Origin of the sequence: Luteibacter sp. UNCMF366Tsu5.1, assembly GCF_900119235.1 — a bacterium.
Classification (GTDB): domain Bacteria; phylum Pseudomonadota; class Gammaproteobacteria; order Xanthomonadales; family Rhodanobacteraceae; genus Luteibacter; species Luteibacter flocculans.
The window spans coordinates 1331979-1347103 of record NZ_FPIS01000001.1 but is presented as its reverse complement, the minus strand read 5'-3'; the positions used below and the strand labels follow the sequence as shown (position 1 = coordinate 1347103).

Sequence of the window (15125 nt, the reverse complement as noted above, 5' to 3'; positions counted from 1 at the left end):
GGGACGAACGTCACGGCGGCGTCGGCGCAGTTCCGGCCTCCGACGACCTGGCAATGACGCGAGCAAGTCCAAGCTGGGCCTGAACTTATCGCGCAGCGGAAGGCCTTATGACCCGCATTTACGAGATCTCGTATCACCCCGACGACGGCTCGTCGTGGACCTTGCGCCTGGACGGGCGCCCGGTGGGACGTTTTCCTTCCCGATTCGAGGCTTTGCAAGCCGCGGTGAACCGTGCCGCCGCGGATGGCGTTGGCACCGGGATTGCCATCGAAGGTGCGGACGGCATCTGGCGCCCCTTTGGCAGCGACGCGAAGCGTCCGGCCGAGCTGCCGCGACTCTCGGTGGGCCGATACGCCGCTGCGCCCGTAGGCGCGATGCCCGTTCCTATGGCACGGGGAAGTAACGGAGGGCACGGGCGGAATTAGCCCGTCGTGGGGCGCGTAGAATGGCGCGGACCCTTCATCGGAGCGTCCACGTGCCGCCAGACATCACCACCTCTCGTGGCTCCTGCCATTGCGGCGCCGTGCAGTTTCGTGTCGAACTCAGTGACGGTCTGCGTTCCGCACGGCGCTGTAATTGTTCGTATTGCCGCATGCGTGGCGCGGTGGCGGTATCGGCACCGCTGTCGGGCATCGTGATCGAGCAGGGCGAGGACGCGTTGACCGTTTATCAGTTCAACACGCGCACCGCGAAGCATTTTTTCTGCTCAAGGTGCGGCATCTACACGTTTCATCAGCGGCGCTCAGACCCTTCGCAGTACGGCGTGAACGTGGCGTGTCTGGAGGGCATCAGCCCGTTCGACTTTGCGGAGGTGCCGGTGTTCGACGGGGTGAATCATCCTGCCGACCGCGCCGCCGGAGTGAACGAACCCGTGGGGGTGCTTCGCTACGTGCGGGGATAGAACGGTATGGCGATATCTCGGGCGGATCGGTGCGCCCGTTATGGGCGTTTGGGCGCAGTCATGAGAGTCGACCCTGTCGCGCGTACTCCCTTTCGAAGACGGCCACAACGGATAGGTTGAACGCCTTGAGCACTACGGGGTCTGCTATGCCGTAGCAGATACCGAGGATATGCACGCCGTCGCCCGCAAGCCGGGCTTCCATGTCATGGAAGGTGAGCGCCCCCATGTCCACAGGGGTTACGGCGATCGAAAAGTCGTTCGCCGCACGCGACTGGGCCTCCTTGCCCCAGGCTGAGTCATCCGGGACCTGAAGCAGTCGTTCGCCGGTCTGCCGATTCCAATTCCGTCCAGCGAGGTCGCCGTGGGCTCCGTGATAAACGTTGGCCGTGGCAACGCCCTGGCTGCTGAGGTGCTTGAAGATTTTCTTCAGGCTCAGCAGGTTCATCACACTGTCGACCACCCAGGTGGTGCTCGCCGGGTTCTGGGGATGTTGCAGCTCGATCCAGCTCTTCCTTGTGCCTGGCGATTTTTGATCCTTCTTCATCTTCATTCTCGTCGCCGGCATGTGCAGCTCGCCTACGTAGACGACCTCGGACGGCTTCATGTCACCCGGTGCGCGTCGCTTCAACCAAGGTTGTTGCCCGATGAACGTTATCCGCGGCGTGGCTGTCCGCGTGGACGCCGCACCAGATGACGCGGCTGCGCTGGCGCCCACGGTGGGGCCCAGCGTCGGGGTAGACGATGGACCCGCGGCAGGGTGGGCAACGGGCAGGATCGCCACTGCAACGCCCGCGACGTCAGCCGTGGATGTCGCTGCGATGGCCGTGGCGGACGGCGTGACTGCAGTCGCGCCCAGCGGTGGACTGGTGGGCGCGGTGCGGCCGCGGATCGGTGCATGCGAACTGACGTTGAAGCGGAATGGGCCCCGCGACCAAGGCTCCCATACGTTGCCGGTGGGATCGACGCGGTTGATCGGATCGCCGCTGCAATAGGCATAGCGGTTAACGCCGCCGCGATCGAAGGGGCTGCTCGGATCTGGCGAGAAGAACCTCCGGCATGTAGGGCTGTAGGGACGCTCACCGAGCATGTGCCAGTCAGTCTCGCGTTCGATAACGCTTCCCGCGTACGCTGTGCGCGCCGATGTGCTACCAGCCGTCACGCCATAGGCACCGTAGCGCCGTGTCCCCGTGGGGTTCGATGCAGGTCGCTTCATGGCGTCTTTCTTACGTAAAGAGTGACGGTCTTGAGGTTCAGCGATTCAGCGACGACTTCGTCCGCAATGCCGAAGCAGAACCCCATGATGTGTGCGCCACGCCTGCTTAGAGCTTGGCGAAATTCGTCCCGAGTGAGACTGCCGATGTCCACGGTGTTGATCCGTGCGCGCCCGTTAAGAAGGCGGTTTATCTCGTCCACATAAACGGCATCCATCTCGAAGTATTTCCGGTCTAGATAATGCCGCTGGCCAGTCCGGCGATCCCAGTTTCGCCCGTCCGGTACGCCATGGGCGCCGGTATACAGGGTCAGCTCCGGAAAGCCGGAAGCCATCAGCTCGCGGAATATCTTCAGATAGCTGGCCAAGTGAACTGTTGTATCCGCAGCCCAAACGACACTGCTCGGGTTGTTTGGATGCACAACGCCGATCCAGCTCTTCTTGTAGTCGGGATCCCCACGACGGTTTACCTTGCGAATGGACTCCGGTGGATCCTTAAGTCTGATGTTCCGCTGCTGTCGCGCGGTCCCGGCGGGGTAGGTCGACAGGCGCCCCGGTGGCCGCCCGATGTAGTAGTAGCTGGCGCGAGGGCCGGTTCCCAGGGAGGGTGCCGAGGCCGTCTTGAGGATTCCAAGCGCGCTGTTATCGGGAAGTCTTTCGCCAACGGCGAGGGTTGCTGCACCAACCGCAGCCACGTTCTCCACGATGCTCCGCACGCCGGCAGCCAACGTGGTGACCGCCGTCGGTGTGGATGTGCCGGAATCGATACCTGTCGTTCCCGCCCCTGATGTACTCGCTCCCTGTTCCGCAGAGCTACCTTGTGCCGTCGCGTTGCTGCGGAAGTGCCGACGCAGCCAGTCCATCCACGCATGCCCGGTGGGGTCGATGCGATTGATCGGATCGCCGCTGCAATAGGTATAGCGGTTCAATCCACCGCGATCGAAAGGGCCGAGAGAGTCCGGTGCGAGAAAACGTCGAAGCCGAGTGTCGTATGGACGTTCTTCGAGCATGTACCAGTCGGTGGATGGCTCCTGCACCTCTCCCGTGTAGCGGGTTTTCGCGGCTGTCGACCCTCGCGGTGAGGCGCCGTAGGCGCCATAGTTCGCCAAGGCGATCATGTCGATGGCCTGCTGTGTGGCGGCGATGTGTACACGGTCAACTGACGGATCCTGAGCGCTTTCATCACCTCCCTGTCTGCCGCACCGTAGCAGTACGCGATGATGTGCACGCCGTCCTGCTTGAGGTCCTGCCCGAAACCCTTCCTGTCGGTGACCATCGCGTCGTAAACGTCCAGATCCAGATCGTACGAGTCCGACGCCAAGCGCTTAGTCCAAGTGGCGTCCGTTTCGTACGATTTCGAATCGAGGCCTCGTCTTAACCCTCTCCTGCGGCTCCAGTTCCTGCCGTTTGCAGCGCCATGAGCGCCGGTATGAAGATTGGCCTTCTTGATTCCCCGTCGATTCAGTTCGGCGAATAGTGGATTGAGGTCGCTTACGCTGATCTCCGTATCAGCGGCCCAGATGGTGCTCTTCGGGTTCTTGCGATGGGGGAGACCTAGCCAGCCAATGACGGGCCTAAGGGACTGATGGCGGTCGGTCCAAGTCATGTCGTCGGGCAGCGATTCCAGCGCTACCTGGGTGATGCATCGTCGCGACTTTCCGGGCGGCCTCTCGTGCGAGATCGTTGGCATCCGTCCGATGTATTCGGCGCTCTCCAAGATCCGCATTTGGGAGGCCGGTACCCTGCGGGCCGTGTCATTCGACGTTCGCGCGAGCTGCCCCAGGGCAATGTTTCCTGGGGGGCCAGCGGGTTCCAGCGAGCCCGACGGGATGGCGGCCGCGGCGGTCAGGTCGATGATGGATGCGGCGGTCTGGGCGATGGTGCTCGGCGTGCTTGCAGATCCCGATGTTCCAGCAGCATTGTTCGCACCCATCGACGATGTCTGGCTGCCGCCGGCCGTGGGAAAGCGAAGCGGTGATTGTCTGCTCGACCAGCGAGTGGGGATTCTCCCGCTGGGATCGATGCGATTGATGGGGTCGCCGGCGCAGTAAGCGTAGCGATTCAGTCCTCCGCCGTCGAACGGGCTCATGCCATCGGCACCAAGAAAGCGGCGCTGCAAGGGGGCGTAGGGTCGTTCGCCGAGTAGATACCAGCCGCTGCCGTGTTCGAGGACTTCGCCTGCGTAAGCGGTCCGCGCCAAATCGAGCGTTCGGCCTTCCCCATAAGCACCATAGGCACGTGGTGAGCCCGGTTTGCGCGAGGAAGGGATGTTCATGCGGACTCCGCGCCCCTCGTCACATGCTCGCGCGTATCCGGCGCGCGTCGTTCGACGTGCCTTCGGGGAAGTTCAACGAGGCCAGCACCGACGTGTCGAGCAACCCGAATGTTTTAGAGGTTACGGCGACGCCGCTTTCGTTCAACCGCTGTCGTGTCTGTTCCTGCGTCAGGCGGTCTGTCTCCACGACGCTGACGTCTGTGCTGGCCGTTCTGCTCTGACGCGCGAGATTGTGTGGATCGCTGCGCACGGGCGTTCGCGCACCGATAACTGCGCCGGCACGTTCGGGCTGGCGCCGGGCGCCGGGCGTGCCGGTGTAGACGGTGGCGCTGCGTGCGCCGCTATCGCTCACTCCCTGTACGGCGCTCCGGAGTTCAGGTGCCTGAAGCTGGCGGCCAAGGGAAACGATGGCGCGACCGCTTGTGCTCTTCGGCGCCGTTACGTTTCGCACGGCGCTCGTCGCGGCGGCCGTTGCAAGCATCGTAAGGTCGTCCACGATCCGTGCGGGTGAGCGAGCGGCAGTGATCGCACGTGCCGAAAACATGGATGCTGCGCCGGCGGACGACACGGCTCGGGAGGAGGTCGCTTGCGCGGCTTTTCCGACGCCTTTTCCGAACTCGGCTCCTTGTTTGACGGCCGCAGTCATGGCAGCGCCCGAGACCAGTCCGGCCCCAAGAGACACCCAGCCGAAGATGCCATTGAGCTTGGAGTCCTGGGTGGCCATGGTAACTGTCGAGCCGATCGTGGCCGACAGCACGACGACATCGGCGACAGCGGCCACCGTGGTGGCGACGATGCCCGAGGTGGCCGCGGCGGCGGCGAGGGATCCGGCGGCGGCGATCGTACCCGCAAGAGCGCCTGCCGAGACCACCGTGCCCACCACGGCGAAGGTCAATGCAATGCCCACCATGAGCCAGTCGGTCCATGCCTCGCCGGTGGGATCGATGCGGTTGATGGGATCGCCGCTGCAATAGGCATAGCGATGCATGCCACCCTTGTCGAAAGGACTCGACGTATCCGGTGCAAGGAAACAGCGGAGCGTCGGACTGTACGGTCGGTTGCCGAGCAGATACCAGCCCGTATCCGGCTCCGCCACCTGGCCGGCAAAGGCGGATCGGGCTTGGGGCAGGGGAACGCCAGACCCGTAGGCAGCGTAGGCGCGTGGCGGTACAGGGATGGCAGTGATCCTGTGCATCGTGTCTCCGTCCTTGTCGTCGGTCAGTCCACGCCGGATTCGGTCACCACCGATCCCTGTGGATCGGTGCCGAGTAGAAGCACTTCGCGAATGGATGCGGCAAGTCGCGTTTCGGCGACGACGCCGCCTTCCGCGCGTATGTAGCGCCGCGCTTCCATTGCATCGGTTTCGAACGCAATCTCGCCGTCTTCGCGGTAGCGATACGTCGCTCGTCCCGGCGTCTGTACCTGGCTGATCCGCCCGTCGGGGCCGTGCGTGTAGCGAATGACGGTGCGATCTGCCAAGGTCACCGACATCAGTCGGCCGGCGCCATCCCATTCGATGAGCCTGCCCTGGCCGTCGTCGATGAGGTTACCGTTCGCGTCGTACACGAGCGTAAGCGGTATGTCATGGCCGGGGTAACCTTCGAGGCTGTTGCTTACGCTGGCCAGGCGATCGATGTCGACTGCATCGTAGCCATAGGTAGTGACGTTCACTCGCCCATCGAGCAGTGTGGTCGTTACCGTCAGCAGGTTGTCGATGCAGTCGTGCACGAACTGTTGGCGCACGTAGGGGTGCTGCATTTCATCCTGCGGATATTCTCCGGCCTCTGCAGCGTCGATGACATGGTCGACGAGACGACCGCGATCGTCGTAGTCCATCGTTTCCTCGCGCAGCAGGGCACCGTCGTTGCGGTACCAGTGGCGACCGATCAGTTTGTCGTCGGCACGCCAGGTCAGCGCAAGCCAATAGCGCTCGGTGGAGGACGGCGCGACGTGTTCCCAGGACTGGACGAGCACGCGGCCCAACGCGTCGTACTCCGTACTCTGGATCACCGCACGCCCGTCGGCCGATGTCGCGACACGACGTTCAAGGCGCGAGAATGCGTCGTATGCCAGCGTGATCGATACGTCCTCGTCTTCGACGCCGATCAGTCGACCTAAGCTGTCATAAGCGAACATTCTGCGGATGCCGTCTGCACCGGTTCGCTCCGTTTCCAGCCCGCCGGGCGTCACGGCGACGTGACACTCGCGGGGCGTGGTGCCCGCCAGAGAGACTACCTGGTCGGTCATGCGGCCCAGGTAGTCGAGGCCGATATCCATGCTGCCACCGGGCGTCTGGATGCGCTCGGGTAGCCCAGCCCGCTTGTTGTACGACGCCTCGGTGACGGCATAGGTCGTGGCGTGTCGCGCGTCGGTGAGCGTGGAACCAAGCAGCGCCTCTCGCAGGCGCAAGTCGTACTTCATTGCAATCTGGCTGCCGTCGGGCATCGTCTTCCTGGCGGCGCTGAGCTGGCCCGGAACGTAGTCATGCCGGGTTTGCAAGCTCCCCGCCTGTTCGATGGCCAGCCGACCGAGGCCATCCCACAGTCGGGTTCCCAACAGCTGTTCGTCTGAGCTGCCCGGCGCGGTGACGGTCAATCGTGCGATCAGCTCGTCTTCGTGCCCCGGCGCGTAGTAGCGCGTCACGATCGTTCCGTCAGGAAGCACCGTACTCGTCAACCGGTCGTATGCATCCCAGGTCTGTCGCGTTATTCGCTCGATGCGCGTGCCGGTGTGCGCCAGTGGAAACGATTCCATCGTGGCTATGCAACGACCCATACCGTCATAGACCCAGCGTGTTGCAATGTGCGGTAGAGGCAGCCCGATTTCAGACCACGTACCCGCTTCGGCGCGTACCTGCCTGCCCGCGGCATCGAGATAGCTGGAACGCCAACCTGTCCGCGCGCCCTCTGGCGTGATCTGCCATTGTTCTGTCCGCTTCAATACCTGCCCGGCCTCGGCATCGGCGACGAGCGTTACCGAGCTGACGGTCTGGCTGCCATCGGGGGCCGTCTCGGCCTTGCAACGCCCCCAGTCGTCATAGGCATAGAGGGTCTCGCGGCGCACCAGCGACTGGTCGGCAAGGCGATCGCTGTCCACTTGGCGAACGAGCTGACCGAACACGTCGTACGCCAGTTCGTTCACGGTCATCAGTGAGCCGTTCGGGAGCGGTTCGTCACGGCGCATGACCCGCCCTTGTTCGTCCATCCACACGCGGTGCGGAAGTCCGGTGATGCCGATGCGCTCAACCCAGCGTTCGCTCAACGTCAACTGGTATCGCCAACGGGTCTCGACCCGGTATTCGTCACTGTCGGGGTCGAGCACTTCGCTGACGCGCCGGCCCAGCGCGTCGTAGGTATAGACGGCTCGGTTGCCCAACGCGTCCTGCGTGGCTCGCACCAAGCCACTCGGGCGATGGAGCGTCTCGCTCGTCCGGCTGACGATACCGTCGTGCGTGGTGTGGATCGTGTGCGTGGTGACGGTGCGCTCTGCATCGTCTGACGTGTAGGTGAACTCGCGGGTCTCTGTGAGGCCATCCTGTTCGCGCGTCTCGCGTTGAAGGCTGCCGTGCTGGGCCCCATGGTCGACGATGAAAAACTGTTCGCTGTGTACGAGCGTCGCGATATTCCCGTCCACGACCTCCTCGCTCATTTCGTCGCACGCCTGAATGTAGTACGTGCGGTCGACCGTCCATGCCAAGGCGTTCTGCCTCACCGGGACGCGTACATATCGGTAGTGTGTGCGGCGGATCGGGCCGCCCTTCTCGCCGGGCTCCGTCGACTGGCTCTTCAGGCGCCGTACGAGGCCGAGCGGATCGGGCGGACAATGCTCCGTGCCGTCGTCGTCGTTCTCGCCCTCGGCAGGGTAATACGTGGAACGCTCGGTGGTGTCGTTGGCGCTGTCGTAGAGCACCAGAACGTTACCCATGTCGTCGTATGTGCTCTGCACGTAGGTAGCCTGCTCTACCTCCGGCGACCCGGCTTCGTACAGACTGGTCGTAACCTTGTGGGGAAGCTGGAAGGTTGTCGGCTGCTGCTCGAAGGGTGTGCCCGGCTTAGCGCCGTAGGTGGTCACGATATCTTGCACTACCGAGCCGCGAACGGTGCGTTCACGCGTGATGAGGTGGTACTGATCGTAGTCGCGCGCGATGGTACACACCACCGAGCCGTTGTCGAACTGTGTCTCCGTAGAACCGTACTGATATGCGTCCGCGCCGATCAAATGCAGCAGTTGATCCTGGGCACTCTCCCAGTTGCGCACCGCCGGGTAACCGTAGAAATTGTGCTGGTTGTGGCGGTTGTAGGTGTACGAGCTTTCCTGGATGACTTCCTGGTTGCTGGCACGGCGTCGCCTGCGCCTGCTGACCGCTGGCATGTATTCGCGCGGCGCACCGGTCGGCAGTCGCAGCGCCATCCGATCGTAATCGACGGTGTCGCGTATTCCATCGGGATAGACGACCGAGGCGAGCAGAGGCATGCCATCGAGGATTTCGTAGTCGAACTCCCAGACCGCCTCGTCGGCCTCGATGGTGGGGAAGCTGTTCAAGGCGGCGATGGCCGGGACGACGATGCGTTTTAGCATGCCCTGCTGACGGATGAAGCGCACGGTCAGTTCGGCATGCCCGAGGGGAATGGTTAAGCCGAGGTCGCTAGGTAGTGCGTGGTCGATGGCGAGGACAAGCTCGCCCTCATCGTCGGTAATGTGAGTCAGTGCATAAAGGCCGCTGGGCACGTAATCCCAATGCAATTGCAAGCTGTCGCCGCTGGCGTTGACGATGCGCCTGGGAATCAGCAGGTCGGGGCTGCCGCGTTTTGCCTCCAGGTGTTCGGTCACACCTGTGATGTGTTCCACCACGGCTTCCCGAAGAAGGTTGCCGATCATCGTCAGTGAGCAGCTTTCGAGCTTTCGGTCCGGGAAGCTTGCACGCGCACCGGGGCGAAGGCCACTCACCTTGTGAGTGTCGCCGCTCGAAAGGGTAAGCATCGACAATGCCGTGTCGAGCTCGGTGAGGCTCATGCGCCAGCCGCGCCCAAAGCCTTCGTCGACGTCGCTCAGTGCGCTGTACGAGAGCCGGAACGGGAAGCTCGGCCCTCGCAAGCGATTCCCTTCGCCAGAGGTGAGGTCGACGTTAGCGCTGAACATGCCAGTGCGTGGATCGACGCTCGCGCTGATATGGCTGTAGAACTGGAACGCAGTCGAGTACATGTCCCCCTCTTGCAGAGGGCGCGGGACGTCCTTGTCCATCATGGCTTGGCCTTCCTGTTCATTAGTGGCGCTATCTGACGTCGAGCTCGTCCCGTGTGCCTTCGACGAATACGATGCGGCAGGTCTGCGAACTGCCGTACGCGTCGATGAGGTTGACGGTCATCGGTCCGCGCGGAGGATTGGCGTGGTCGGCGCGTGGAATGTCGATACGACCGCAAAGCAGAATCATTCCCTTGGCCGCATCGGGTGACGACAGTGTCGGCAGCGGGCGGGATCCCTTCGGCACCTCGGGATTCCAATGGACCTGCGATTCGCCTGGCGACGCGTAGCCCGTAAAACACGGATTGGATGTCACCGGCAGATTGTTGATCCAGTGAATCATCCCCGCTGGAGCGCATGTCATCTGGCGTATGTTTACTAACTGGCCACCTGGTTCGGCGATCGACAACGTGACGATGTCGTCGAAGATCGGAGCGGCGGACTCTTCCGCCTTACTTCGAGTTGCGCTCGTGTTTGCGAGCGGCCGCCGGTCGAGACGGAAACTCTCGGCGGTGTATTGGCGAGGGGGTTCGGAGGTCACCGTTAGCGACCCATTGTTGAAGGCCGCCGCGAAGTAGCGATCGCCGGTCGGCCTGGTGATCCATCCATTGGAACGCCACGTGGAGCCATCGTCGCCTTTGACGGCGAATGCGAGCGTCAGGGTATTGAGTTCTGCAGCCAGATCGTCTGCGGACACGTGGAACGTCAGCGTTTCACCCGGGCCCTGTCGCGCATCGGTTCCCGTGGCGAGAGGATGTGGCTCGTAGCCGCGGTGTCGACGTTGCGCGGACCATCCCTTGTACGAGCTGGACGAGCCGTCGTCGGTGAACGGCAGCATCTTGTCCTCTTCGTAGTAGTTGAACAGGCGGATATTCTGCCGCTCTTGCTCGGTGAGCTTGACGAGGACGCCATCGAGCTCAGCTTCTACGTACAACCGCACCGTGGCCTGCTGGCGCCCGTTCCGGTATAGCCGCGTCTGCTCGATGGAGGCATTCATGCGCTGGAGGAACCAGTCGCCGACGCGGGGTTTGGGCGATATAGGCGAACCTATCTCATCGTTTGTATGGGCACGTGCGGCGGAGAGCCGGAGCTGATTGGCTCTCGTGCCGAACGTCAGCGATAGCGCATGTGCGTTGCCGTACTCGTCGACGATGTGTAGCACCGCATTGGTTTTGTCCGGCACTTGCTGGCCAGACGCATTGAGGAACCTGACGCTGAGGTTGCCCATGATTAGGCCGACCACGACGCGTGTGCTGGCGGCCCCCTCGATTCGGCCCACGCACCGCTTGAACATATCCAGCGGAAAGTAGATGTTGTTTTGCCGTTTCGAGGGCGCTGAAGCTTCGCGTGCAGGGGCGCTCGCAAAGTACTGCTCGACCTTGTTCAGCGGCGGCAAAGGAAAGTGTTCCGGCTGCGTGGCGCCGGGCTGGCCGTAGTAGCTGATACCCCATTTGGCGTCGTCGAAAAAACTGCCTTGCTTGTAGACGGCGAAACCTGCCGAGCCAGTTGGCGTGGCACTGACCGACTTCAACGGGAGCAGGCGGCCATTGAACCGAACGTGTATGTGGTGCTCCTTCGCCCAGTAGAAATTTTCCCGGTTGCCGACATCGAAAGGGAGAAGGGTGCCGTCGCTGGCAAATTCTCCGTATTCGCTGGCGGGAAGGACGGGGAACGTGGCGGGCTGCAGGAGGACCGACGAGTTGAAAAGCTTATTGGGGCCGCCGGTGCCGTCGGTGTCGTCGAAGCCAACGTGATTGGTGGATATATAGGCCGTTCCGCCGGGCAGGGGAATGCGAGCGGCAATCTGTAGTCGAGACGTCGCTTTCGCGGAGACGAACAACTGGATGGTCTGCGCGCCCTGGCGCGGTCCAACCGCCATTTGTGTAGTGGCATCGGGCGCGTCGTCCTGCGCCTCGGCGATGATCGTCTCGTCCCAGACGTAGTCTCTTTGGTTTGAGGTGTACTGATACGCCTGATGGTTGGCGAGATCGTCGCTGCGCGGCAAAGGCTGATTGCTAATGTATTCGATCAGTTCGATTGTCCGCAGATCGGCCTCGCTCAATTGAACGGGACTGCCGGCCTCGTTTGCTGCGATGATCGATATCCTGATCGCGCATTGCTGCCTGGTATTGTTGAACAGCCTTGCGGTCGAATGTGACTCGCCTGCGAAATCTTTGTAGATCCTGAAATAGATGAGCGAATCCCACGCCGCTTCCGTCTGATCTTTCGAATCCTTGCTGCTCATGGGACTTCCTTGTCGTTTCGGCGAGATGGTTGCCTGCCATTGAGCGCCGATCGCTCGGTTCTGCCCATAGGCTGCATGACGTAGGTGACGCTGTTTCGGCAACGACGAGCTTTCGAAGATCCACGCCTTCCTCTATCGGCGCATCATCCGATCTGCGCGAAAGGAGCATCCGGAGATGCGGTACTATTCCCAGGGCGCTCGGCAGGGCAAAATATCGTCCCTGTGCAGCGACATTGCATGGCCCCGTAGCTCAGCTGGATAGAGCGTCCCCCTCCTAAGGGGAAGGTCGCCCGTTCGAATCGGGCCGGGGTCACCATCTGCCGCCGTTCTGGCGCATCCGTTCCAACACCTCATGCAAGCCGCCAGCGCCCGGCTTCGCTAGCATGGACGGACTTTTCTCGCCCGGAGCCCCGCCATGACCCGTACCTTCGACGCCATCATCGTGGGGGCTGGGCAGGCCGGGCCGGCCCTGGCAAATCGCCTCACGGGCGCGGGCAAGACGGTCGCGATCGTCGAGCGGCATCTGGTCGGCGGCACCTGCGTCAACACGGGCTGCAAACCCACCAAGACCTTGGTCGCGAGCGCATACGCGGCCCGGCTGGCCCAGCGTGGCGCCGAATACGGCGTGCTCACTGGCCCGATCGCCATCGACATGCCGACGATCGCGGCGCGGGCGCGCAAGGTGATCCTCGACTCGCGCAAGGGCAACGAAGACTGGCTGGCCAGCATGCCGGGCCTCACGCTTATTCGCGGCCACGCACGCTTTACTGCCCCGCGTCGGCTTGAAGTGAACGGCGAGACGCTCGAAGCGGCTCAGGTGTTCCTCAACGTGGGCGGCCGTGCGCGCATTCCGGATTTTCCCGGGGTCGACGAGGTGGACTACCTCACCAACAGTACGATCATTCCGCTGGAATCCGTTCCCGAGCATCTCGTGGTAGTCGGCGGCAGCTACATCGGTCTGGAGTTTGCGCAGATGTACCGGCGCTTCGGCGCGAAGGTGACTGTCGTGGAGCAGGGACCACGGCTGATCCAGCGCGAAGACGAGGATGTCTCGGTCGAGGTGCGTGCCTTCCTCGAAGCCGAGGGCATCGTCGTGCGTACCGACGCCTGCTGCATCCGTCTCGCACAGCACCCGGGCGGCGTCGCCGTTGGCGTCGATTGCAACGAGGGTGAGCCCGAAGTCGTTGGTACGCACGTGCTGCTCGCCGTGGGCAGGCAGCCGAACACGGACGACCTTGGTCTGGACAAGGCGGGCATCGCGGTAGATGAGCATGGTTACATCGTCGTGGACGATGCGCTGGCGACCACGGCCGACGGGGTCTGGGCGATGGGCGACTGCAATGGCAAAGGTGCCTTCACGCATACCGCCTGGAACGATTACGAGATAGTGGCGGCGAACCTGCTCGACGGCGGCAAGCGCAAGGTCAGCGAGCGCATCCTTGGCTACGCGCTTTACGTCGATCCGCCGCTGGGACGCGTCGGCATGAGCGAAACGCAGGCACGCAAGAGTGGTCGCCCGTTGCTTGTGTCCAAGCGCCCCATGACGCGCGTGGGCCGTGCCGTGGAAAAAGGCGAGACCCACGGCTTCATGAAGATCGTGGCGGATGCGGAAACCAGGAAGATTCTTGGTGCAGCCATCCTCGGCACCGGTGGCGACGAGGCCATCCACGGCATCCTCGACATGATGAACGCCGATGCCGCTCTCGACACCTTGCAGTGGGCAGTACCCATCCATCCCACGGTGTCGGAGCTCATCCCCACCGTGGTCGGCGACCTCAAGCCGGCCTAAGGAGCATCCCTAGACGTCGCGCATCACCATCAACCGCGTCTCGGTCATGTCCTCGATGGCATAGCGCACACCTTCGCGGCCGATGCCGGAGGACTTGGCACCGCCGTAGGGCATGTTGTCCACGCGGAAACTGGGCACGTCGTTGACGATGACGCCGCCCTGTTCGAGTTCGTCCCATGCACGCATCGCGTGGTTGAGGTTGTTAGTGAACACGCCGGCCTGCAGGCCAAAATCGGAGTCGTTGACGATGGCGATCGCTTCGTCGAACGTCATGAATCGTTCGAGCAGCGCCACCGGACCGAAGGCTTCCTTGCGCTGCAGCGTCGCGTTGCGCGGTACGTTGTCGAGCAGGGTGGCTTCGAGCATCGCGCCCTTGCGTCCGCCGCCGCACAGAACGCGTGCGCCGGCCTTCTTCGCCTCAGCGATCCAGCCTTCGAGCCGCTCCGCCGCGGCCTCGTCGATCATCGGGCCGAGAAAGGTGGATTTCTTCTTCGGATCGCCCGCCTTCAAGGTCTTTACCTTCGCCACGAGCTTGCGCCGCAGCGCATCGTAGAGATCGTCGTGAACGAGGATGCGCTGCACGCTGATGCAGCTCTGTCCGGACTGGTAGAACGCGCCGAAGACGAGACGATCCACGACTGCGTCGAGGCGGTCTTCCTGGTCCTCGTCGATAATGCAGGCGGCATTGCCGCCGAGTTCCAGCGTGACTTTCTTGTGGCCTGCGCGCGCTTTCAGATCCCAACCGATGAGGCCACCCGTGAACGACAGCAATTTCAGTCGCGGATCGGTCACCAGCGGTTCCGCGTGCTTACCGTCCAGCGGCAGGATCGAAAACGCGCCCACAGGTAGATTCGTCTCGGCGAGGATCTCGCCAATGATCAGCGCGCCCAGCGGCGTGCGCTCCGAGGGTTTCAGCACAAAGGGACATCCCGCTGCGATGGCGGGTGCGACCTTGTGCGCCACGAGATTGAGCGGGAAGTTGAATGGTGTGATGAAGGCCACCGGTCCCAGCGGAACGCGGCGCGTATAGCCGTGGTATCCGGCCGATCGCTGCGAGATCTCCAGATTGATCGTCTCGCCGTTGATGCGCACGGCCTCTTCGGCAGCGATCTTGAACGTCTCGATCAGGCGGGTCACTTCACCGACCGAATCGTTGATCGGCTTGCCCGCTTCCACGCAGAGCGCGTAGGCCAGCTCGTCGCGGCGTTGTGCGAAGCGCTTGATGCAATGCTCCAGTACCGCCTGCCGCTCATAGGGCCGGAATCGCTTCATCGGACCGGCAGCGGCGTGAGCTGCCGCGATGGCCTGCTCCAGTGCGGCACTGTCCGGCAGGGCGACGCGTGATGCAACCTGGCCGGTGTACTTGTCGACGACGTCGAGCTTCTTCTTGCCGGCCTTTACGGGCCGGTTGGCGAGGTAGTACGGGTAGCTTTTGGCGAGCATGGCGTTCTCAGTACGGCAAGC

Annotated in this window: 10 protein-coding genes and 1 tRNA gene; 4 read left to right on the top strand and 7 right to left on the bottom strand. The window is 62.9% G+C overall.

The features are described from left to right. Positions 1–107: 107 nt before the first annotated feature. Both BT115_RS06010 and BT115_RS06005 read left to right on the top strand, forming a co-directional pair. The gene (locus tag BT115_RS06010; protein ID WP_072321570.1) at positions 108–425 is read left to right on the top strand and encodes a DUF2188 domain-containing protein; all 318 of its coding nucleotides are present in this window, start codon (positions 108–110) and stop codon (positions 423–425) included. Positions 426–475: 50 nt separating this feature from the next. Continuing rightward, positions 476–901, top strand: coding sequence for a GFA family protein (locus BT115_RS06005; RefSeq protein WP_072322279.1), 426 nt, complete (start codon positions 476–478; stop codon positions 899–901). A gap of 58 nt (positions 902–959) precedes the next feature. On the opposite strand, the gene BT115_RS06000 is transcribed toward BT115_RS06005, so the two are convergent. The 6 genes from BT115_RS06000 to BT115_RS05975 form a co-directional block, all read right to left on the bottom strand. Further along, on the bottom strand, positions 960–2114 hold the full coding sequence (locus tag BT115_RS06000) for an RHS repeat-associated core domain-containing protein (protein ID WP_083527325.1): 1155 nt from the start codon (positions 2112–2114) through the stop codon (positions 960–962). Further along, positions 2111–3229 (bottom strand): RHS repeat-associated core domain-containing protein, encoded by a 1119-nt coding sequence (locus BT115_RS05995; protein WP_072321568.1) that lies wholly within the window; start codon positions 3227–3229, stop codon positions 2111–2113. Before BT115_RS05995 ends, BT115_RS06000 begins: the two co-directional genes overlap by 4 nt. Beyond that, the gene (locus BT115_RS18645) at positions 3226–4386 is read right to left on the bottom strand and encodes an RHS repeat-associated core domain-containing protein (protein WP_072321567.1); all 1161 of its coding nucleotides are present in this window, start codon (positions 4384–4386) and stop codon (positions 3226–3228) included. Before BT115_RS18645 ends, BT115_RS05995 begins: the two co-directional genes overlap by 4 nt. Before the next feature lie 19 nt (positions 4387–4405). Beyond that, positions 4406–5581 carry an RHS repeat-associated core domain-containing protein gene (locus BT115_RS18765; RefSeq protein WP_072321566.1) on the bottom strand — a complete coding sequence of 392 codons (1176 nt, stop codon included), beginning with the start codon at positions 5579–5581 and terminating at the stop codon, positions 4406–4408. Positions 5582–5604: 23 nt separating this feature from the next. Then, positions 5605–9588 (bottom strand): RHS repeat domain-containing protein, encoded by a 3984-nt coding sequence (locus tag BT115_RS05980; RefSeq protein WP_143144469.1) that lies wholly within the window; start codon positions 9586–9588, stop codon positions 5605–5607. Between the two features lie 70 nt (positions 9589–9658). Beyond that, positions 9659–11872 carry a hypothetical protein gene (locus tag BT115_RS05975; protein ID WP_072321564.1) on the bottom strand — a complete coding sequence of 738 codons (2214 nt, stop codon included), beginning with the start codon at positions 11870–11872 and terminating at the stop codon, positions 9659–9661. A 239-nt stretch (positions 11873–12111) separates the two neighbouring features. Between BT115_RS05975 and BT115_RS05970 the strand changes: the two genes are divergently transcribed. Further along, positions 12112–12188: transfer RNA gene (locus BT115_RS05970), tRNA-Arg, on the top strand. A 99-nt stretch (positions 12189–12287) separates the two neighbouring features. Further along, positions 12288–13661, top strand: a complete 1374-nt coding sequence (locus BT115_RS05965; RefSeq protein WP_072321563.1) for an FAD-containing oxidoreductase — start codon at positions 12288–12290, stop codon at positions 13659–13661. A 9-nt stretch (positions 13662–13670) separates the two neighbouring features. Here the strand turns inward: BT115_RS05965 and BT115_RS05960 are convergent, their stop codons facing one another. Continuing rightward, positions 13671–15104 (bottom strand): aldehyde dehydrogenase family protein, encoded by a 1434-nt coding sequence (locus tag BT115_RS05960; RefSeq protein ID WP_072321562.1) that lies wholly within the window; start codon positions 15102–15104, stop codon positions 13671–13673. Positions 15105–15125: the final 21 nt, after the last annotated feature.

Excerpts from the sequence above, each read along its gene's own strand:
- BT115_RS05960 (WP_072321562.1), bottom strand. The coding sequence starts at position 15,104 with ATGCTCGCCAAAAGCTACCCGTACTACCTCGCCAACCGGCCCGTAAAG.
- BT115_RS18645 (WP_072321567.1), bottom strand. The coding sequence starts at position 4,386 with ATGAACATCCCTTCCTCGCGCAAACCGGGCTCACCACGTGCCTATGGT.
- BT115_RS06000 (WP_083527325.1), bottom strand. The coding sequence starts at position 2,114 with ATGAAGCGACCTGCATCGAACCCCACGGGGACACGGCGCTACGGTGCC.
- BT115_RS05980 (WP_143144469.1), bottom strand. The coding sequence starts at position 9,588 with ATGTACTCGACTGCGTTCCAGTTCTACAGCCATATCAGCGCGAGCGTC.
- BT115_RS18765 (WP_072321566.1), bottom strand. The coding sequence starts at position 5,581 with ATGCACAGGATCACTGCCATCCCTGTACCGCCACGCGCCTACGCTGCC.
- BT115_RS05995 (WP_072321568.1), bottom strand. The coding sequence starts at position 3,229 with ATGATCGCCTTGGCGAACTATGGCGCCTACGGCGCCTCACCGCGAGGG.
- BT115_RS06010 (WP_072321570.1), top strand. The coding sequence starts at position 108 with ATGACCCGCATTTACGAGATCTCGTATCACCCCGACGACGGCTCGTCG.
- BT115_RS05965 (WP_072321563.1), top strand. The coding sequence starts at position 12,288 with ATGACCCGTACCTTCGACGCCATCATCGTGGGGGCTGGGCAGGCCGGG.
- BT115_RS05975 (WP_072321564.1), bottom strand. The coding sequence starts at position 11,872 with ATGAGCAGCAAGGATTCGAAAGATCAGACGGAAGCGGCGTGGGATTCG.